We start from the raw sequence: 23,589 nt of genomic DNA, 5'->3' as shown, positions 1-23,589 counted from the left end.
GGGCGTCCGTGAACGAGATCGCGATCGTCGGACTTTCCTGCCGCCTGCCGCAGGCCCCCGATCCCCGGCGCTTCTGGGCGCTGCTGCGGGACGGGGTGGACGCGATCACCACCATGCCCGGTGACCGCTGGGACAGCGACACCCCGGTGCCGCCGGGCGCCGAACGCGGCGGTTTCCTGGACGGGGTGGCCGATTTCGACGCGGCGTTCTTCAGCATCTCGCCGCGGGAAGCGGCGATCATGGACCCCCAGCAACGGCTCGTGCTGGAGCTGGCGTGGGAAGCGCTGGAGGACGCCGGCCTCGTGCCGTCCACCCTGCGCGGCGCGGACGCCGGGGTGTTCGTCGGTTCCATCGGCAGCGACTACGGCACGCTCATGCAGCGCGCGGGCCTGATCAACCAGCACACCATCACCGGCACGAACCGCGGCATCATCGCGAACCGCGTGTCGTACGCGCTCGGCCTGCGCGGGCCGTCGGTCGCGGTCGACGCCGCGCAGTCGTCCTCGCTGGTCGCGGTGCACCTGGCCTGCGAAAGCCTGCGCAACGGGGAGTCGTCGATCGCGCTCGCCGGTGGGGTGAACCTGAACCTGGCACCGGAAAGCACGCTGACCGCGGCCCGGTTCGGCGGGCTTTCGCCGAGCGGCCGGGCGTACACCTTCGACGCCCGCGCGGACGGGTACGTGCGCGGTGAGGGCGGCGGGCTCGTGGTGCTCAAGCCGCTGGCGCGGGCCCTCGCCGACGGCGACCCGGTCTACGCGGTCATTCGTGGCGGAGCGGTCAACAACGACGGCGCCACCGACGGCCTCACCGTACCGAACGCGGTGGCGCAGGAAGCATTGCTGCGCAAGGTTTATTCGGATGCGCGCGTGCTGCCGTCCTACGTCGAACTGCATGGCACGGGCACGCGCGTCGGTGACCCGATCGAGGCGCGGGCGCTGACCGCGGCCTTCGGATCGCATCGGCTGCGGGTCGGCTCGGCCAAGACGAACGTCGGGCACCTGGAGGGCGCGGCGGGCATCGTCGGGCTGCTGAAGGTCGCGCTGAGCATCCACCACCGCGCGCTGCCGCCGAGCCTCAACTTCGCCACGCCGAACCCGGACATCGACTTCGAACACCTTGCGGTGCAACAGGAATTTGAGGAGTGGACGGGTCCGCGGGTGGCCGGGGTGAGCTCGTTCGGCATGGGCGGCACGAACTGCCACCTGGTGCTCACCGCCGCGCCGGACCGGCCCGCGCGGGTTTCCACGGCTCCCGGTGTGGTGCCGATGTTGCTGTCGGCGAAGTCGTTGCCGGGATTGCGGGCGCAGGCGGATCGGCTCGCTTCTTTCGTCACCGATGAGCCCCTGGGGGATCTCGGGTTTTCTCTGGCCAATACTCGGGCTCAGCATGAGCATCGGGCGGTGGTGCTCGCTTCATCCGTCGAGGAATTGCGCGAGAATCTGGCGACGCTACGGCCTGGCGTGGCTGCCGCGGCGAAGGTCGCGTTCCTTTTCCCGGGTCAAGGCAGCCAGCGCGCGGGCGCCGGACGCGAACTGTATGAGCGTTATCCGGTCTTCGCCGCTGCTGTCGATGAGATCTGCGCGCACTTCGATCATCATCTCGATCTTTCGCTGCGCGAGATCATGTTTTCCGATGCCGAAGCGCTCGGGCAAACGCGGTACACGCAGCCCGCGTTGTTCACCCTCGGGGTCGCCCTGTTCCGGCTCGCCGAGTCCTGGGGCCTGCGGCCGGACCTGTTGCTGGGCCATTCGATCGGCGAACTCGCCGCCGCACACGTCGCCGGGGTCCTCACCTTGCCGGGTGCATGCTCGCTGGTCGCCGCACGCGGCAGGCTGATGCAGTCCGTGACGGCCCAGGGTGCGATGGTTTCGTTCAAGGGCACCGAAGCCGAGATCCGTCCACTTTTGACTGACGGCGTGGACATCGCGGCGATCAACGGTCCCGATTCCGTGGTGTTGTCGGGCGACCACGGCACCGTTCTGGCCCTGGCGCGGGCTTGGAAGGCCGAGGGGCGCAAAGCCAAGCAACTGCGGGTGAGCCACGCCTTCCACTCGCCGCACATGGAATCGATCCTGGCCGAATTCCGCGAACTCGCGTCGGCGGTCAATTTCGCGCCCGCCGGTGTGCCGATCGTCTCGAACCTCACCGGTGAAATCGCCACCACCGAGCAATTGTGCTCCCCCGATTACTGGGCGTCGCACATCCGGCACGCCGTGCGATTCGCCGACGGCGTCCGCTTCCTGGCCGACGCCGGGGTGACCAATTTTGTCGAACTGGGCCCGGATCCCGTGCTCGCCGGAATGGCGCGCGACACCGTTTCCGAAGTAACGATGGCGTCCATGTTGCGCGAGGGCCGCAGCGAGGAGCGCACCTTTCTGAACGCACTCGCTTCGGCGCACAACTCGGGTGCCCCGGTGGATTGGTCCCAGGCATTTGGCGACGCGCAGCGGATCAGCCTGCCCACCTACGCCTTCCAGCGGGAACGCCACTGGTTCGGGGAAACCACGCGCCTGAAGGCCGAGACGCCGTCGTCGCCCCTCGACGGGCTGAGCGAAACCGAGCAAGAAGCCGCGCTGCTCGACCTCGTCCGCACGTCGGTCGCCGCGGTGCTCGGGCACAGCTCCGCGGACGCCGTCGACACCGGTCACACCTTCAAGGACCTCGGCTTCGACTCGCTGACCGCCGTCGAACTGCGCGACCAGCTCAGCAGCGCCACCGGTTTGAACCTGCCCGGCGCGCTGATCTACCACCACCCGACCGCGACCGCGCTCGCCCGCTACCTGCGTGCCGAACTGCTGGACGCGCCGTCGACCACGGTGGCCACCGCCGGGGTGGCGTCCGACGAGCCGATCGCCATCGTCGCGATGGGCTGCCGTTTTCCCGGTGGTGTGACCACGCCGGACGAGCTGTGGCGGCTGGTCGCCGACGGCGTGGACGCGATCAGCGAGTTCCCGGACAACCGCGGCTGGGACCTCGACGGCCTCTACGATCCGGATCCCGACCAGCCCGGCCGCTCCTACACCCGGCACGGCGGTTTCCTGCACGACGCGGACGCCTTCGACCCGGCGTTCTTCGGCATCAACGCCCGTGAGGCCGCCGCAATGGATCCGCAGCAGCGGCTGCTGCTGGAGACCTCGTGGGAGGCGATCGAGCGCGCGGGCATCGACCCGGCTTCCCTGCACGGCAGCGGCACCGGTGTATTCGTCGGCGCGATGGCGCAGGACTACGGGCCGCGCCTGCACGAGGGTTCCGAGGGCGGGGGTTACCTGCTCACCGGCAACACGACCAGCGTGGCGTCCGGCCGCATCGCCTACACGTTCGGCTTCGGTGGGCCGGCGGTCACCGTGGACACGGCGTGCTCGTCTTCGCTGGTCGCGCTGCACCTGGCCGCGCAGTCGCTGCGGCACGGCGAATGCGCGCTGGCGCTGGCCGGTGGCGCGACGGTGATGGCGTCGCCAGGCATGTTCGTCGAGTTCAGCAGGCAGCGCGGGCTGTCCGCCGACGGCCGGTGCAAGGCGTTCGCCGCGGGCGCGGACGGCACGGGCTGGGCCGAGGGCGCCGGCATGGTGCTGCTCGAACGCCTGTCGGATGCCCAGCGCAACGGGCACCCGGTGCTGGCGGTGATCCGGGGTTCGGCGATCAACCAGGACGGTGCGTCCAACGGGCTCACCGCACCCAACGGGCCGTCGCAGGAGCGCGTCATCCGGGCGGCGCTGGCCATGGCCGGGCTCGAACCCGCCGAGGTCGACGCCGTGGAGGCCCACGGCACGGGCACCTCGCTCGGCGACCCGATCGAGGCGGACGCCCTGCTCGCGACGTACGGGCGGGACCGCTCGGAGCCGCTGCTGCTGGGGTCGTTCAAGTCGAACATCGGGCACACGCAGGCGGCGGCCGGGGTCGGCGGTGTGATCAAGATGGTGATGGCGATGCGGCACGGTGTGCTGCCGAAGACGCTGCACGTCGACGCGCCTTCGCCGCATGTCGACTGGTCGGCTGGTGCGGTCGAACTACTGACCTCTGCGGTCGAGTGGAAACGGAACCGGCCGCTGCGGGCGGGAGTGTCTTCATTCGGAATCAGCGGCACGAACGCGCACGTCGTGCTGGAACAGGCCCCGGTGGCCGAGACCACGTCAGCCGCAGAGACCACGCCGATCATGGGAGCCACGCCGGTCGTGGAAGCCGCGCCAGCCGCGGAGACCACGCCGGTGACGGAAGCCTCGCCGGTGGTGAAGGCCGCACCAGCTGGCGGGATGACCACGACCATCCCGTGGCTGCTGTCGGCCAAAACCGAGGGCGCGCTGCGGGCCCAGGCCGCGCGCCTGCTCGCCCACCGCGAATCCCAGCTGCCCGGCGGCCTCACCGTCGGCGGCGCCGAGGCCGACGCTGATACGCAGGGCGCACCCCTGAACCACTCCGTCGGCACACCTGCCGAAATCGGCTTCGCACTGGTGACCACACGCCCGACGTTCGAGCACCGAGCCGTCATCCTCGGCAACTCCGAGGACGAGCTGCGCGCGAACCTGTCCGCCCTGGCGAACGGCACGGACTCCGCCTCCACCATCCTGGCCAGTTCACGTACGACCGGTCGTATAGTTTTCGTCTTCCCTGGTCAGGGCTCTCAATGGGCGGGCATGGGACTCGACCTGCTCGACACCTCGCCCGTCTTCCGCGAGCAACTGCTCGCCTGCGCCGACGCGCTCGCCCCGCACACCGACTGGTCCCTGCTCGACGCCCTGCGCGGCGAAGGCCTCGACCGCGTCGACGTCGTGCAGCCCGCGCTGTGGGCGGTGATGATCTCGCTCGCCGCGCTGTGGCGCTCGCTCGGCGCGCACCCCGACGCGGTGATCGGCCACTCGCAGGGCGAGATCGCCGCCGCCTATGTCGCCGGGGCGCTTTCGCTGGAGGACTCCGCCCGCATCGTCGCGCTCCGGAGCAAGGCGATCGTCGCGCTGGCAGGCACCGGCGGCATGGTCTCCGTGCCGTTGCCCGCGGCCGACACCGAAGAGCTGCTCACCCGCTGGCCCGGCCGCATCCACATCGCCGCGGTCAACGGTCCCGCCTCGACGGTGGTCGCCGGCGAGCCCGCCGCGCTCGGCGAACTGCTCGCCGACGAGCAGGTGCGCGCCCGCCGCATCCCGGTGGACTACGCGTCGCACACCCCGCACGTGGAGGCCATCCGCGACGAGCTGCTCGACGTGCTCGCCGGGATCACCCCGCGCGCCGCCGACATCGCCTTCTACTCGACGGTCACCGGCGACGCGATCGACACCACCGAGCTCGACACCGCGTATTGGTATCGCAACCTGCGGCAGCCGGTGCTGTTCGAGCAGGCCACTCGCGCGCTCGCCGCTGCCGGGCACCGGGTGTTCGTCGAGACGAGCGCGCACCCGGTGCTCGCCAACGGCCTCGGCGAAACGCTCGACGAGGCGGGCGTGGTCACCGGCACCCTGCGCCGCGACGACGGTGCCTGGGACCGCGTGCTCAAGTCGGCAGCGCGCCTCCACACCACGGGCACGCGGATCGACTGGGGTTCGCTGTTCGCGCCGGGCACGCGTGCGGTCGAGCTGCCGACCTACGCGTTCCAGCGGCAGCGGTACTGGCTGGACGTCCCGGCCGCGACCGGCGACCCGGCCGCTTCCGGCCTGGACCCCGCCGAGCACCCGCTGCTCGGCGCCGCGGTCGCGCTCGCCGAGGAGAACCGCCTCGTGCTGACCGGCAGGTTGTCGCTGCGCACGCACCCGTGGCTGGCCGACCACGCCGTGCGGGGCACGGTCATGCTGCCGGGCACGGCGTTCGTCGAACTCGCCATCCAAGCCGGTGACCAGGCCGGATACCCCTCGCTGCGGGACCTCACCCTCCACGCGCCCCTGCTTTTGCCCGCAGAAGACGGTGTGCGGATCCAGGTCGTGGTCGACGGGGAAGAGGTGCGGATCCACTCCCGCACCGGCGAGGCGTGGACCCTGCACGCGACCGGCGTGCTCGGCAGTGGGGAGGGCGAGCTCGTGCCGTTGAGCACGGAGTGGCCGCCCGCCGGCGCCTCGCCGGTCGACCTCGACGGCATCTACGACCAGCTCGCCGAACGCGGTTACGACTACGGCCCGGCTTTCCGCGGCCTGCGGTCGGCTTGGCGGCTCGGCACCGAGGTCTACGCCGAGGTCCGGCTGCCCGATGCCGGGGACGCGGCGGACTTCGCCCTGCACCCGGCGCTGCTCGACGCCGCACTGCACGCGGTGGTCGGGCTGGTACCGCTGACCAGGGGTGACGGCGAGATCCCGCTGCCGTTCTCCTGGGACGGCGTCCGACTCGGCGCGGCGGGTGCCGCCGCGCTGCGTGTCCGCGTCGCCCCCCACGGCGCGGACAGGGTGGCACTCGCACTGGCGGACTCCTCGGGATTGCCAGTGGCGTCGGTTGATTCCCTGCTGCTGCGGCCGATGTCAGCCGAGCTGCTCGCCAGCGCGAGTGCCACCCCTCTCGACTCGCTGTACGAGGTGACCTGGACCGAGGTCACGGGCGCGACCAGCGCCCCAGCCGCCGTCCTGACCTTCGGCGGAGACGACGTGCACGCGGTCACGGCCGCGGCTCTGGAGGCGGTCCAGGCGCACCTTCGCAAGGAGGATGGTGGGCCACTCGTGGTCGTGACCAGGGGCGCGATCGCTACGCACGCCGGGGAAGACGTCCCCGACCTGGGCGGGGCCGCGGTCTGGGGCTTGGTGCGTTCGGCGCAGACCGAGCACCCGGGGCGCTTCATCCTGGTGGACACCGACGGTTCGGCGCCGGTGGTGGTGACCGGGGAGCCGCAGGTGGCCGTGCGCGAGGGCCGGGCCTTCGCCCCCCACCTCACCCGAACGAAAGCAGTCGTTGGGACCGCCCAACCCGCCTCCCTTGCTCCGATCGCCTCGCCCAGCGAGGCTTCCCGCGCTGATGCAGAGGCCGACCGCAGCTCAGCAAGCGCAGCCGCACCGCCGACGAGCGCGGCCCTCGAACCAACGAGCACAGCCTCCAGCCTGGCGAGGACAACCTCCAACCCAGCGGGCGCAACCTCCAACCAGGCGAGCACCGCCTTCGCCCCAGCGGGCCCGGCCTCCAACCCGGCGAGCGCAGCCTCAAACCCAGGTGACGGAGCCTTCGACCCAGCGGGCACGGTGCTGATCACCGGCGGCACCGGCGTGCTCGGCGCCCTGGTCGCCCGTCATCTGGTGGAGCGGCACGGGGTGCGCCACCTGGTGCTGACCAGTCGCCGCGGCCACGCGCCCGAGTTGCGCGACGAACTCCGCGCCGCCGGTGCCGAAGTGACCATCGCGGCCTGTGACGCCTCGGATCGCGACGCGCTCGAGTCCCTCCTCGACGGCATCCCCGACCTCACCGCGGTCTTCCACGCCGCCGGGGTGCTGGAGGACTCTGTGATCACTGCTCTCGATTCGGAGCGGCTGTCCTCTGTGCTGCGTCCCAAGGTGGACGCCGCGCTGCACCTGCACGAACTCACCCGCGACCGCGACCTCGCCGCCTTCGTGCTGTTCTCCTCCGTCACGGCCACCATCGGCAGCGCGGGCCAGGCGAACTACGCCGCCGCCAACGCCTTCCTCGACGGCCTCGCACACCACCGCCACGCCCAGGGCCTCCCCGCGACCAGCCTCGCGTGGGGCCTGTGGGCTGAGAGCAGCGGCCTCACCAGCTCCATGAGCGCCGGCGACCGCGCCAGGATGGCCCGCACCGGCATCGCTCCCCTGCCCACCGAACAGGGCCTCGCCCTCCTCGACGCCGCACTCGCCGACGACCGTCCCGTCCTCGTCCCGGCGAAGCTCGACCTGAGCGCGCCCACGCTCCCGCCCCTGTTCCACGCCCTCCGCCGCCCCTCGCGACGCCGTGTCGAGGATCAGCCCCACACCGGCGACACCTGGACCCAGCGCATGCTCGCGCTTTCGCCCGCAGAACGCGGCCGCGCGGTGACCGAGCTGGTCCGCGCGCAGGTCGCCGTCGTGCTCGGGCTCGACGCGAACGCCACCATCGAGCACACCCGGGCGTTCAAGGAGCTGGGTTTCGACTCGCTCACCGCCGTCGAACTGCGCAACCGGCTCAACACCGCGACCGGCCTCCGGCTGCCGACCACGATGGTCTTCGACCACCCGAGCCCAGCAGCCCTCACCGAGTTCCTGCACACCGAATTGGGCAGCGAAACCACCGAAACCGCGAGCATGCCAACGCTTGTTGGCACCGACGAGCCGATCGCCATCGTCGCCATGGCGTGCCGTTATCCCGGTGGCGTGCGCACCCCCGAGGACCTGTGGCGGCTGGTCGAGGCGGGCACCGACGCGATCGCCGAGTTCCCCGCCGACCGCGGCTGGGACCTCGAGCACCTCTACCACCCCGACCCCGAGCACGCCGGCACCTCGTACGCCAAGCACGGCGGCTTCCTCTACGAAGCCGCGCACTTCGACGCCGAGTTCTTCGGCATCAGCCCCCGCGAGGCGACCGCGACCGACCCCCAGCAGCGACTTCTGCTCGAGACCGCGTGGGAGGCGTTCGAGCGCGCCGGTGTCTCCCCCGACGAGCTCCGCGGCAGCGACACCGGCGTGTTCGCGGGCGTGATGTACGACGACTACGGCACCCGGCTCGGCACCGCGCCCGACGGCTACGAGGGCCACCTGCTCACCGGCAACACCACGAGCGTCGCCTCCGGTCGGATCGCCTACACCTTCGGGCTGGAGGGACCGGCCGTCACCATCGACACCGCGTGCTCCTCCTCGCTGGTGGCCATGCACCTCGCGAGCCAGGCCCTGCGCCAGGGCGAATGCTCGCTGGCGTTGGCGGGCGGCGTCACCGTGATGGCGACGCCGAACGTGTTCGTCGAGTTCAGCCGCCAGCGCGGGCTGTCCGCCGACGGCCGGTGCAAGCCGTTCGCCGCGGCCGCCGACGGCACCGGCTGGTCGGAGGGTGTGGGCCTGGTCCTGCTCGAACGGCTCTCCGACGCCCGGCGCAACGGCCGCCGGATCCTCGGTGTGCTCCGGGGCTCGGCCATCAACCAGGACGGCGCGTCGAACGGGCTGACCTCGCCGAACGGGCCGTCGCAGCAGCGCGTGATCCGGCAGGCGCTGGCCAACGCGGGACTGCGGCCGTCCGAGGTGGACGCCGTCGAAGCGCACGGCACCGGCACCACCCTGGGCGACCCGATCGAGGCGCAGGCCCTGCTCTCCACCTACGGCGGCGAGCGCGAAACCCCGCTCCACCTCGGGTCGATCAAGTCCAACATCGGGCACACGCAGGCCGCGGCCGGGGTCGCGGGCGTGATCAAGATGGTCGAGGCCATGCGGCACGGCGTGCTGCCGAGAACGCTGCACGTCGACGCGCCTTCGCCACACGTCGACTGGTCGGGGGGCGGGGTCGAGCTGCTGACCTCGCCGGTCGAGTGGGAACGCGACCGGCCGCGCCGGGCGGCGGTGTCCGCGTTCGGGATCAGTGGCACGAACGCGCACGTGATCCTGGAGCAGGCCCCGCCCGACGACCACCGGCCGGAGTCCGCGGGCATCGTGCCGTGGGCGGTGTCGGCGGTCAGTGAGGAGGCGCTGCGCGAGCAGGTGCGGCAGTTGCGAGCGCGCGTGGCCGACCTGCCCGAGCCGGACCTCGGCGGGATCGGCGCGGCGCTGGCCCGGCGCGCGGTGTTGCCGCACCGCGCGGTGGTGCTCGCCGCGGACCGGGAGGACTTCCTGCTCGGTCTGGACTCGATCGTCGCCGGGGAGCCCGCCTCGAACGCGGCGCTGGGCTCGGCCGACGCACTCGGCAGAAAGGTTTTCGTGTTTCCCGGGCAGGGTTCGCAGTGGGCGGGCATGGCGCTCGACCTGCTCGACACCGCGCCCGTCTTCCGGGAGCAGCTGCTCGCCTGCGCGGACGCGCTCGCGCCCCACATCGACTGGTCGCTGCTCGACGCCCTGCACGGGGAAGGGCTGGACCGGGTCGACGTGGTGCAGCCCGCGCTGTGGGCGGTGATGATCTCGCTCGCCGCGCTGTGGCGGTCGATGGGCGTCGAACCGGAGGCCGTCGTCGGGCACTCGCAGGGGGAGATCGCCGCCGCGTACGTGGCCGGGGCGCTCTCGCTGGCGGACTCCGCGCGAGTCGTCGCGCTGCGGAGCAGGGCGATCAGGGAGATCGCCGGGCTCGGGGGCATGGTGTCGGTGCCGCTGGCGGCCGACGCCACCGAAGCGCTGCTGATGGGCCGCGACGGTCTCGGCATCGCGGCGGTCAACGGGCCGTCGTCCACCGTGGTCTCCGGTGACGTGGCCGCGCTGGACCAGCTGCTCGCCGACTGCGAAGGCAGCGACATCCGCGCACGCCGGATCCCGGTGGACTACGCGTCGCACTCGGCGCACGTGGAGGCGATCCGCGAGCAGGTGCTCGCCGATCTGGCGCCGATCGCGGCGCGTGCTTCGGACCTCACCTTCTACTCCACCCTCACCGGGGAGCCGATCGACACCACCGAGCTGGACGCCGCCTACTGGTACCGCAACCTCCGGCAGACCGTGCTCTTCGAACCGGCCAGCCGGCGCCTCGCCGCCGACGGGTACCGCGTCTTCGTCGAGTCGAGTGCGCACCCGGTGCTGACCGTCGGACTCCAGGGCACGCTCGACTCGCTCGAGACCGACGCGCTGGTGACCGGCTCGCTGCGCCGGGACGAAGGCTGGGGGCGGTTCCTCGACTCGGCGGCGCGGGTCCACGTTCGCGGGAGCGCCGTGCGCTGGGCCTTCGACGGCGTGCGCCCGGCCGAGCTGCCGACCTACGCCTTCCAGCGGCAGCGGTACTGGCTGGACGCGCCGGAGCGAACCGGCGACGTGACCGCGGCCGGGCTCGACGCGACCGGACACCCGCTGCTCGGCGCGACCATGGACCTGGCCGATGGGGCGCTGGTGCTGACCGGGCGGCCGAGCCTGCGGGCGTTGCCGTGGCTCGCGGATCATCGGGTGTTCGACACCGTGTTGCTGCCGGGTGCGGCGTTCGCCGAGCTCGCGCTCGAAGGGGGCAGGCTCGCCGGGTGTGGACGGCTGGATGAGCTGATGCTGCATGCGCCGCTGGTCCTCGCTGAGGAGAGCGCGCGGCAGCTGCGGGTCACCATCGGCGAGGCGGATGACGAGGGCAGGCGGCCGATCGAGATCCACTCGCGGGCAGAGGGGGAGCCTTGGGTGCGGCACGCCGCAGGCCAGCTCAGCTCCGAAGCAGCCGAGGTGGCCGAGCACGGCGGACCGGCTGCGCAGGGCCGGCCGGGCGGAGTCGCCGGGCACGGCGGTGCGGTCGGGCAAGGCGGAATCGGAGGGAGCCAAGGCGCGGAGGTGGAGTGGCCACCGGGAGGAGCGGAGGCAGTCGAGCCCTCTGAGTTGTACGAGAAGTTGGCTCTGCGCGGTTACGACTACGGGCCCGCCTTCCAGGGGGTCGTCGCGGCTTGGCGCAACGAGGACGAGCTGTTCGCCGAGGTGCGGTTGCCGGAGGAGCTTCCGGCGCACGGGTTCGGCCTTCACCCCGCCTTGCTTGACGCAGCGCTGCACACCGTGGCGCTGACCGCTGATGGGGCGCCGGCGGGCCACGTCATGCTGCCCTTCTCCTGGTCCGGCGTCACCCGGTCCGCCAGCGGCGCGACCGCGCTGCGTGTGCACGTCACCCGCCAGCGGGACACGTTCGCCGTCCGCGCCTTCACCCCTGAGGGCGAGCGGGTGCTCACCGTGGACGCGCTGGTCACCCGGCCCATCGACGCGACCAGGCTCCGCTCCACCACCGAGCGCGAGCTGTACACCGTCGACTGGACGCGCCTCGAACCCGGAACCGAACCGCCGCCCGAGTACGAGACCTTCGAATGCCCGCCCGGCGAGCACGGCGTGCCTGCCAACACGCACGAGGTCGTCACCAGCCTGCTCGCGAAACTGCAGGACTGGCTCGCGAAGGACCAGACCGCCAAGCTCCTCATCCTCACCCGCGGCGCCATCGCGCTCCCCGGCGAGCCCATCGAGGACCTGGCCGGCGCCGCCGCCTGGGGGTTGGTGCGGTCGGCCCAGACCGAGCACCCCGGCCGCTTCGTGCTCGCCGACGTTCAGGACGCCACCAGCGACGCGCTCGACACCGCGCTCGCGTCCGGCGAATCGCAGCTCGTCGTCCGCGGCGACACCGCCTACGTGCCGCGCCTGGCCAAGGCCCAGCCCGAACGTCCCGACCTCGGCGACTCCGTGCTGATCACCGGCGGAACCGGCGTGCTCGGCAGCAGACTCGCTCGCCACCTGGTGACCACGCACAACGTGCGCCACCTCGTACTGACCAGCCGCCGCGGGCTCGACGCGCCCGGAGCTCCCGAGCTGAAGTCCGAACTGACCGCTCTCGGCGCCGAGGTCGAGATCGCGGCCTGCGACGCCGCCGACCGCGAAGCGCTCGCCGCCCTCCTCGACCGCCTCCCGCACCTGACCGCCGTTGTGCACGCGGCCGGGGCGCTCGACGACTCTGTGATCGCTGCTCTCGATGTGGAGCACCTGCTCACGGTTTTGCCGCCCAAGGTGGACGCCGCCTGGAACCTGCACGAGCTGACCCAGGACCGCGAGCTGTCGGCGTTCATCCTGTTCTCCTCGGTGGCCGGCACCGCGGGCACCGCCGGGCAGGCCGGTTACGCCGCCGCCAACGCCTTCCTCGACGCCCTCGCCACCCACCGCCAGGACCTCGGCCTCCCCGCCACCAGCCTGGCCTGGGGCTACTGGGCCGAGGAGACCGGCATGACCGGCCACCTCACCGAGGCCGACCGCCTCCGCCTCGCGCAGAGCGGCTTCGCCCCGATGGACACCGCCGAGGGCCTCGCCCTGTTCGACTCCGCCCGGCACGGCGTACGCGTCCCCGCGCACCTCGACCTCGCGGCACTCCGCAGCCGCGCCGCCGACGGCACGCTGCCGCCGCTCTTCGCCGGGCTCGTCCGCGCCCCCGCCCGCCGGGTCACCACCGGACTGGCCGACCGCCTCGCCGCGGCCGACCCCGCCGAGCAGCTCAAGCTCCTGACCGAGCTGGTCCGCACCCACGCCGCCGCCGTGCTCGGGCACGCCGGTGCCCAGCAGGTCCCGGCCGAACGCGCGTTCAAGGACCTCGGCTTCGACTCGCTCACCTCCGTCGAGCTGCGCAACCGGCTCAGCGAAGCGGCGAGCACCCGCCTGCCCGCGACCCTGGTGTTCGACCACCCGACCCCGCAGGCCGTCGCGGCCTTCCTCCGCGACCGGCTCGGCGGCGGCACGCGCACCACCACCACCAGAACGAAGGCGGCCACCGGGCACAACGAGCCGATCGCGATCGTCGCGATGGCCTGCCGGTTCCCCGGCGGCGTGCGATCGCCGGAGGACCTGTGGCGCCTGGTCGACGAGGGCACCGACGCGATCTCCGAGTTCCCGGTCAACCGCGGCTGGGAGCTGGACCGCCTCTACGACCCCGACCCCGAAGCGCAGGGCACCTCGTACGTGCGGCACGGCGGCTTCCTGCACGACGCCGACGAGTTCGACCCCGAGTTCTTCGGCATCAGCCCCCGCGAGGCCTCGGCCACCGACCCGCAGCAGCGGCTCCTGCTCGAAACCGCGTGGGAGACCTTCGAGCGCGCCGGGATCGACCCCGGCACCCTGCGCGGCAGCGACACCGGCGTGTTCGCCGGGATCATGTACGACGACTACGCCTCACGGCTGCTGAAGAGCCCGCCCAAGGACGTCGAGGGGTACCTGGTCAGCGGCAGCGCGGGCAGCGTCGCCTCGGGCCGCGTCGCCTACACCTTCGGCTTGGAGGGCCCGGCGGTCACCGTCGACACCGCGTGCTCCTCGTCGCTGGTCGCCGTGCACCTGGCCGCGCAGGCCCTGCGCACCGGCGAGTGCTCGCTGGCGCTGGCCGGCGGGGTGACCGTGATGGCGACCCCGGCGGTGTTCATCGAGTTCAGCCGCCAGCGCGGGCTGTCCCCGGAGGGCCGCTGCAAGTCGTTCGCCGCGAGTGCGAACGGCGCGGCCTGGAGTGAGGGCGCCGGGCTGATCCTGCTGGAACGCCTGTCCGACGCCCAGCGCAACGGGCACCACGTGCTCGGCGTGATCCGCGGCAGCGCGGTCAACCAGGACGGCACCAGCAACGGCCTCACCGCCCCCAACGGCCCGTCCCAGGAACGCGTGATCCGGCAGGCGCTGGCGAACTCCGGTCTCGAACCGTCCGATGTGGACGCCGTGGAAGCACACGGCACGGGCACCACGCTCGGTGACCCGATCGAGGCGCAGGCCCTGCTCGCGACCTACGGGCAGGACCGGGAGACCCCGCTCCGGCTGGGCTCGATCAAGTCCAACATCGGCCACACCCAGGCCGCCGCCGGGATCGCCGGGATCATCAAGATGGTGCAGGCCATGCGGCACGGCGTGCTGCCGCGGACGGTGCACGTCGACGAGCCGTCCCCGCACGTCGACTGGTCGGCGGGCGCCGTCGAACTGCTGACCGAGCCGGTCGGCTGGGACCGCGACCGGCCGCGCCGCGCCGGGGTGTCGTCGTTCGGCATCAGTGGCACCAACGCGCACCTGATCCTCGAACAGGCGCCGGAAACCGCCGAGCAGCCACCACAAGAGCACCACGGACCGCTGCCGTTCGTGCTCTCCGCCAAGACAGACGCCGCACTCAGGGAACAGGCCACCCGCCTGGCCGAGCACGCGACCGAACACGCACCCGTCGACATCGCGCATTCCCTGCTCGCCACACGGCCCCGGCACGAACGGGGTGTCGTGGTGGTGGCCGCCGACCACGACGAGCTGCTGTCCGGGTTGGCCAAGATCGGCCCGGCCACCACCCGCGACGACGAAGGCAGCCTCGCCTTCCTGTTCACCGGCCAAGGCGCGCAGCGACCGGGCATGGGACGCGAACTGTACGAGCGGTACCCCCGATTCGCCGAAGCACTGGACGAAATCTGCACGCACCTCGACGCCGAACTGGACCGTCCACTCAAGACGATCATGTTCACCGGCGAGGAACTGGACCGCACCATCCACACCCAGCCCGCCCTGTTCGCCATCGAGGTAGCGCTCTACCGGCTCTACGAATCGCTCGGCATCACCCCGTCCCATGTGGTCGGTCATTCGATCGGTGAGCTGGCCGCCGCCCACGTGGCCGGGGTGATCGGGCTCGAAGACGCCTGCCGGCTCGTCGCCGCGCGCGGCAGGCTCATGCAGGCCCTGCGCGACGACGGTGGCATGGCGGCGATCGAGGCCGACGAAGCCGAGGTGCTCGCCTCCCTCAAGGGCGTGACCGGCGTGTCGATCGCCGCGCTCAACGGCCCTTCCGCGACCGTGATCAGCGGCGACCGCGATGCCGTGCTCGACGTCGCCGCCACCTGGAAAGCCCAGGGTCGGCGAAGCACCCGGCTTCGGGTCAGCCACGCGTTCCACTCCCCGCACATGGACGGCATGCTCGACGAATTCCGCCGCGTGGCCCAGGGATTGACCTTCCACGAACCCAGCATCCCGGTGGTCTCGAACCTCACCGGCGACGTGGCCACCGATGAACTCCGCGACCCCGAATACTGGGTGCGGCACGTACGGCACGCGGTCCGCTTCGCCGACGGCATGCGGAAACTGCACGAACTCGGCGTGCGCACCTTCGTCGAAATCGGCCCGCAGCACACGCTCACCGCGATGGGCGCCGACTGCGTGCCGGACGGCGAACTGTTCGCCTCCCTGAAATCCGACCAGGAAGCACACGCCTTCCTCAGCGCACTCGGCAAGATCCACCTGCGCGGCACCGAAGTCGACTGGAGCGCGTTGTTCACCGGCCGCGAGGTCGACCTGCCGACCTACGCCTTCCAGCGCCGCCGCTACTGGCTCGACCTGCCCGAGGGCACGGGCGACGTCACCGCCGCCGGGCTCGGCTCGAGCGAGCACCCCTTGCTCGGCGCCGCTGTCGCACTCGCGGGTGGCGGGCTGGTGTTCACCGGCCGCCTGTCGCGGAAGTCCTGGCTCGCCGAGCACACGATCGACGGCACAGTCCTGCTTCCCGGTACCGCGCTGGTCGAGCTGGCGTTGCACGCCGGGGAGCAGGCCGGCCTCCCCGAATTGGAGGAGCTGACCATCCAGGCGCCGCTCGTGCTCCCGGAAACCGGGGCCGTGCAACTCCAGGTCGCCCTCCAGGAGCAGAAGGTCACCATCCATTCCCGGCCGGAGCTCGAAGAAACCTGGGCCCAGCACGCCGAAGGCACGCTTCGGACGCCAACGAGCACGCCCAGCGCGTGGGACGTGCCCGCTGAAGCGTCCGAAATGGACCTTGGCGACATGTACGGCCGCCTCGCCCAGAACGGTTACGAGTACGGTCCCGCGTTCCAATGCCTCGGCACGGTCTGGGAACACGACGGCGAACGGTTCGCCGAACTCCACCTCGACGCGAACGAAGAAGGCCACGGCATCCACCCCGCGCTGCTCGATTCCGCGTTCCACCTCCTGGCGCTGGACACCACCGAGACGCGGGTCCCCTTCGCCTGGCGGGATGTCGCGCTGCACGCGACCGGCGCGCGGTCCCTGCGGATCCGGTTGACGCCCGCCGGCGACGGTGCCTACCGCCTGTCCGCCACCGATCCCGCCGGGCAGCCGGTGATCACCGTCGGCGCGCTGGAAACCCGGCCCGCGGACCTCGGTGCGGCCAAGCGGCTCGACCTGTTCCGCGTGGACTGGGTACCGGCACCGCAGGCCGCCGACATCGAGACGGAAGTCCTGCACGCCAACGGAACCGACGTGCTCGAAGCCACCTGGCGGGTCGCCACCGCGCTCCAGCAGCACCTCACCAAGGACAGTGGCCGGCTCACCGTGGTCACGCGGGCGGACGAGCTGGCCGGTGCCGCGATCCACGGTCTGGTCCGCGCCGCCCAGCGCGAACACGGCGACCGGTTCGCCCTGGTCGACACCGACCAGCCGGAAAACACCCCGTTGACCGGCGCGCCCGAACTCCGGGTGCGCGACGGCGAAGTACTGGCACCGCGACTGGTACGCGCCACCGCCAACGGCCGCGAACTCGATCCGGAAGGCACCGTCCTGCTCACCGGCGGTACCGGCGCACTCGGCCGCCGGATCGCCCGGCACCTGGTGCAGCACCACGGAATCCGGCACTTGCTCCTGGTCAGCCGCAGCGGTGGCGAGGTACCGGCGGAACTCGGGCCGAACGCGCGCGTGGTCGCCTGCGACACCGCCGACCGTGACGCGCTCGCCGATGTCCTCGCGGACATCCCGGCCGAGCATCCGCTCACCGCGGTGGTCCACACCGCCGGCGTGCTCGACGACGCCGTGCTCACCTCGCTCACCGAGGACCAGTGGCAGAAGGTCGCCCGGCCCAAGGTGACCGCCGCGTGGAACCTGCACGAACTGACCCGGCACCTCGACCTGGACGCCTTCGTGTTGTTCTCCTCCATCGCGGGCACGTTCGGCAGCGCCGGGCAGAGTGCCTACGCCGCGGCCAACGCCTACCTCGACGGGCTCGCGCACCACCGCCACGCCGGAGGCCTGCCCGCGACCAGCCTCGCGTGGGGCCTGTGGGCCGAGAGCGGCGGCATGACCGATTCCTTGTCCACAGTGGATCATGCGAGGCTGGCCAAGCTCGGGATCGCCCCGCTGCTGCCCGGCGACGCGCTCGCCCTGTTCGACGCCGCGCTCGGCGGTGAGCACCCGGCACTCGTCGCGGCGAAGCTGGACTTCACCGCCGACCACCCGCTCTACCGGGGCGTCACGCGCACCCGCCGGGCGGCGGCGAACGACACCGACTCGCTGGGCCGGTTGAGCGAGGCCGAGCAGCGCCGCCGGTTGCTGGAACTGGTCACCACCACGGTGGCCGACGTGCTCGGGCACGCCGGTACGGACGGCATCGACGCCGACCGCGGCCTGCTCGCGATGGGCTTCGACTCGCTGACCGCGGTGGAGTTCCGCAACCGGCTCGCCGCGGAGACCGGGCTGCGGCTGCCGTCCACGCTGGTGTTCAACCACCCGACCCCGGCCGCGATCGCCGACTACCTGCGGGCCGAGCTGGCCCCGGCACCGGTCGACGAACTGGACCGGCTGACCGCCGAACTGTCCACGATGGACTCCGACCGGCAGGCCGAGGTGCTCGCGCGGATGGCACAACTGCTGCACAAGTGGGACACGAACGGTACGGGCAACGGCGCCTCGGCCGATCTCGATTCGCTGAGCGACGAGGAACTCTTCGACGCTCTCGACGAAGAACTGGGACAGAGGGGCAACGGGAGAAGATGACGACCGAAGACAAGCTGCGGGACTACCTCAAGCGCGCGACGGCCGAACTCCGCCAGGCTCGCGAACGCGTGGCCGAACTCTCCGGCCGCGCCACCGAGCCGATCGCCGTGGTGGCGATGGGCTGCCGCTACCCCGGTGACGTGCGCTCCCCGGCCGAGCTGTGGGAACTGGTCGCCTCCGGCACGGACGCCATCTCCGGCTTCCCCGCCGACCGCGGCTGGGACGTCGAGCACCTGTACGACCCCGATCCCGAGCGCGTCGGCACCAGCTACACCCGCCAGGGCGGCTTCCTGGAGGACGCGGACCACTTCGACGCCGACTTCTTCGGCATCAGCCCGCGCGAGGCGCTGGCCATCGACCCGCAGCAGCGGCTGCTGCTGGAAACCGCGTGGGAAACGCTGGAGCACGCCGGGATCGACCCGCTTTCGTTGCGCGGCAGCCGGACCGGGGTGTTCGCGGGGGTGATGTACGACGACTACGCGTCGCGGCTGCACCGCGCGCCCGCCGGGTTCGAGGGCTACCTCGGCAACGGGAGCGCGCCCAGCATCGCCTCCGGCCGCGTCTCCTACACCTTCGGCTTCGAAGGTCCCGCGGTCACCATCGACACCGCGTGCTCGTCCTCGCTGGTGGCGATCCACCTGGCCGCCCAGTCGCTGCGGCAGTCGGAATGCACGCTGGCACTGGCCGGCGGGGTGACCGTGATGGCCACCCCGAGCACGTTCGTCGAGTTCAGCCGTCAGCGCGGGCTGTCCCCGGACGGCCGGTGCAAGTCGTTCTCCGCTTCGGCCGACGGCACCGGGTTCGCCGAAGGCGCCGGGTTGATCCTGCTGGAGCGCCTGTCCGACGCCGAGCGCAACGGACATCCGGTGCTGGCGGTGATCCGCGGCAGCGCGGTCAACCAGGACGGCGCCAGCAGCCAGCTCTCCGCGCCGAACGGGCCGTCGCAGGAACGGGTCATCCGGCAGGCACTGGCCACCGCCGGTCTGGAACCGTCCGAAGTGGACGCGGTCGAGGCGCACAGCACCGGTACCACGCTCGGCGACCCGATCGAGGCGCAGGCATTGCTGGCCACCTACGGAAAAAAACAACGTGACCGTCCGCTGTGGCTGGGCTCGATCAAGTCGAACATCGGGCACACGCAGGCCGCCGCCGGCGTGGCCGGGGTGATCAAGATGGTGCTGGCGCTGCGGCACGAAACCCTGCCGCGCACGCTCCACGCCGACCAGCCGAGCCCGCACATCGACTGGGCCGCCGGTGCCGTGTCGCTGCTCAACGAGCCGGTGCAGTGGCCGGAGACCGACACCCCGCGCCGCGCCGGGATCTCGTCGTTCGGCATCAGCGGCACCAACGCGCACGTGATCCTGGAGGAGGCGCCGAAAGCGGCCGCCGAACCCGAAACGCCCGCAGACCAGCGTCCGGTGCCGTGGCTGCTGTCGGCCCGCAGTGAGCGCGCTCTGCACGTGCAGGCCCAGCAGCTGCGCCGCCACATCGTCGCGTCCACTTCGGACCCGGCGACGATCGGCTACTCACTGGCCACCACCCGATCGACCTTCGCGCACCGGGCGGTGGTGGTCGCCGACAACCGCGAGGACTTCCTGCACGGGCTCGACCGGCTGTCACGTGGCGAGTCGGCGACCGGGCTGGTCACCACCCCGCACGGTGCGCAGAACCCGGTCGCAGGCGCCCGCGAGCCGGTTTTTGTGTTCCCCGGCCAGAGTTCCCAGTGGGCCCGCATGGCGGTGCCGCTGCTCGGGACGTCGGACGTGTTCCGCGAGCAGATCCAGCTCTGCACCGACGCACTCGCCCCGCACGTCGACTGGTCGCTGCGGGACGTGCTCGAAGGCGCGCACGGTTCGCCGCCGCTGGAACGGGTCGACGTGGTGCAGCCCGCGTTGTTCGCGGTGATGGTCTCGCTGGCCCGGCTGTGGCAGTCGATCGGCGCCAAGGCGAGCGCGGTGATCGGGCACTCGCAGGGGGAAATCGCCGCCGCGCACATCGCCGGAGCGCTCACGTTGGAGGACGCCGCGCTCATCGTCGCCCGGCGCAGCCAGGCCGTCTCGGCGCTGAGCGGCCGCGGTGGCATGGCCTCGGTCCCCCTGCCCGCGTCGCAGATCCGCGAACACCCCGCGCTGCTCGACGGACGCCTCGGCATCGCGGCGATCAACGGCCCGGAGTCCACTGTGGTCTCCGGCGCAAAGCAGGCGATCGACGAACTGCTGGCTGGCTACGAGGCCGAGGGCGTGCGCGCCCGGCGGATCGCGGTGGACTACGCCTCGCACTCACCGCACGTCGACACGCTGCGCGAATCGCTGCTGGACATGCTCGCCGACGTCGAACCGCTGCCCGCGGAGATCCCGTTCTACTCGACCGTCACCGGCGAACCGATCGACACCACCGAGCTGGACGCCGCGTACTGGTACCGGAACCTGCGGGAGACCGTGCAGCTCGACAGCGCGGTACGTGCCCTGCGCCGGGACGGGCACCGGTCCTTTGTGGAGACCAGCCCGCACCCGGTGCTCACCATCGGCATCCAGCAGACCCTCGACGAGACGCGCGAGGACGGCGTCAGCACGGTTTCCGGCACGCTGCGGCGGGACAACGGCGACTGGAAGCAGTTCCTCGCCTCGGCCGCCCAGGCCCACGTCAACGGGGTCGACCTCGACTGGACCGCGGTTTTCCCGTCCGGCACGGCAAAGCGCGTCGACCTGCCGACGTACCCGTTCCAGCGCAAGCGGTACTGGCTGGACGCCCCGGCCGGGGCCACCGATCCGACCGCGGCCGGTCTCGACGCGGCCGACCACCCGCTGCTCAGCGGCGCGCTCGACCTCGCCGAGGGCGACAGCACGGTGTTCACCGGCAGGCTATCCCCGCACGCCCAGCCGTGGCTCGCCGACCACACCGTGCTCGGCACCGCCCTGCTCCCCGGAAGTGCCTTTGTCGACATGGCGTTGTTCGTCGCCGAGCGGACGGGGTGCGCGCAGATCGAGGAACTCCTGCTCCAGGCCCCGCTGGTGCTGCCGGAGCAGGGCACGCTGCGGGTCCAGGTTTCCGCCGGTCCGGTGGAGGACGACCACCGCAGCCTGACCGTCCACTCGCGCCCCGAGGACGCCGAGCCCGACGATCCGTGGACCCTGCACGTCACCGGATCGCTGAGCGTCGAAGCCCCGGAGGTGGCCGGTGACCTGACCGGTTCCTGGCCGCCCGCGGGGGCGGTGCCGGTCGAAATGGACGAGTTCTACGAGCGCCTGCAGGACGAGGGTTACGGCTACGGCCCGACCTTCCGCGGCCTGCGGGGCGTGTGGAAGCTGGGCGAGGAGATCTACGCCCACGTGGTCCTGCCCGAGGAACAGCACGCGGACGGCGAACGCTGCGCCCTGCACCCCGCCCTGCTCGACGCCGCGCTGCACCCGCTCGCCCGCGAATCCCTGGGCGGCGAAGGCATCAGCCTGCCGTTCTCCTGGAACGGGGTGAGCCTGCGCACGACCGGCGCCACGGCCCTGCGCGTCCGCCTGACGCCGCTGGGCCCCGACAGCTACCGCGTGACGCTGGCCGACAGCGTCGGCGCGCCGGTCGCCGCCATCGACACGCTCACCGCGCGCCGGATCAACCCGGCACGACTCGGGTCCAGTGGCTATCGCTCCATGCTGTTCCACGTCGAGTGGTCGCCCCTGCGGGAAACCGAACTCGCCGCGGAAGCCACCCCCGAGGTGGTGACGGCCGACGACGTGCCGACCGCACTCCGCCTGGTCCAGCAGGCCATCACCGACGACCGGCGCCTGGTCTTCGTGACCAGCGGTGCCGTGTCCACCGAGCCCGGCGAGGACGTCACGGACCTGACCGGAGCCGCGGTCTGGGGCCTGGTGCGGTCCGCGCAGAACGAGCACCCCGACCGGTTCACCCTGGTGGACACCGATTCCCCGGCGTCGATCCCGGCCGTGGGTGAACCGCAGATCGCCGTCCGCAACGGCAAGGCGCTGGTCCCCCGCCTCGCCCGCACGACCGCCGACCTCACGCACACCCGGCTCGACCCGGCGGGCACCGTGCTGATCACCGGCGGCACCGGTGTGCTCGGCGGGCACCTCGCCCGGCACCTGGTGCTCAACCACGGCGTGCGGCACCTGCTGCTCACCTCCCGCCGCGGCCTCGACGCGCCCGGCGCCACCGGACTGGCCGCCGACCTGGCCGATCTCGGCGCCGAGGTGACGATCGCGGCCTGTGACGCGGCGGACCGCACCGCGCTGGAGTCCCTCCTGGCGACCGTGACCAGGCCGCTCACCGCCGTGGTGCACGCGGCGGGGGTGCTCGACGACGCGACGATCACCGCGTTGACCCCGGAGCAGCTGGCGAACGTGTGGCGCCCCAAGGTCGATGCCGCGTGGAACCTGCACGAACTGACCGGCGACCTGGCCGCGTTCGTGTTGTTCTCCTCCATCGCGTCGACGATCGGCACGCCGGGCCAGGCCAACTACGCGGCGTCCAACGCCTACCTCGACGCGCTCGCCGAACACCGCCGGGCGCGGGGGAAGCCCGCGATCAGCCTCGCCTGGGGTTACTGGGCCGAGACCACCGGAATGACCGGTCACCTCGACCACGCCGACCACACCAGGATGGCCCGCGCCGGCATCGTCCCGCTGGCCACCGAGCAGGGGTTCGCCCTGTTCGACGCCGCGCTCACCACCGGCCGCGCGGTGGTCGTCCCGGCCAAAATGGACACTGCCGCGCTGCGGAACCAAGCCACCGCGGGCACCCTGCCGCGGTTGTTCCAGAACCTGGTCAAGGCACCGGCCAAGCGCGCGGGCGCCGGCATGGCCGATCTGGCGCAGCGGCTGGCCGACCTGGCCGAGTCCGAGCAGCAGGCCCTGCTCATCGACGTGGTGCGCGGGCACGTGGCCACCGTGCTCGGGCACACCGATCCGGACACCATCCCCACCGAGAAGGCGTTCAAGGAACTGGGTTTCGACTCGCTGACCGCGGTCGAACTGCGCAACCGGCTCACCGCCGCGACCGGGCTCCGGCTGCCCGCGACCCTGGTGTTCGACCACCCCACGCTCGCCGGGCTGGCCGGGTACATGCGGGCCGAACTCGCCCCGCGCACCGAAGAGCCCGATCCGGCTTCGGCCGTGCTGGACCGGTTGCGGGGCTTGGAGGAGGACCCGATCGGGTTGTCCGACCCGCGCGTCACCGACCGGCTGCGGGAACTGCTGGCCGTCGCGGGCGGCACCGACTCCGGACTCGGCTCGGCCAGCGCGGACGAGCTGTTCGACTTCATCGACGGCAAACTCGGCAGGAAGGTGGAAACCGCATGAGCACCGGCCCGACCGAGCAGAAGCTGCTCGACTACCTGAAG

Annotated in this window: 2 protein-coding genes; both read left to right on the top strand. The window is 72.0% G+C overall.

The window, feature by feature from the left end; genetic code table 11:
• Nucleotides 1-8 precede the first annotated feature (8 nt).
• Entirely contained in the window at nt 9-18,242 is an 18,234-nt protein-coding gene (locus JYK18_RS19555) for a type I polyketide synthase (RefSeq protein WP_206803400.1), read from the top strand.
• Between the two features lie 14 nt (nt 18,243-18,256).
• A complete protein-coding gene (locus JYK18_RS19550; RefSeq protein WP_374195053.1) occupies nt 18,257-23,548 on the top strand; it encodes a type I polyketide synthase in 5,292 nt (1,763 codons plus the stop codon).
• Nucleotides 23,549-23,589: the final 41 nt, after the last annotated feature.

The organism is Amycolatopsis sp. 195334CR (assembly GCF_017309385.1).
Taxonomy (GTDB): domain Bacteria; phylum Actinomycetota; class Actinomycetes; order Mycobacteriales; family Pseudonocardiaceae; genus Amycolatopsis.
This window is presented reverse-complemented; position numbering and strand designations above follow the sequence as displayed.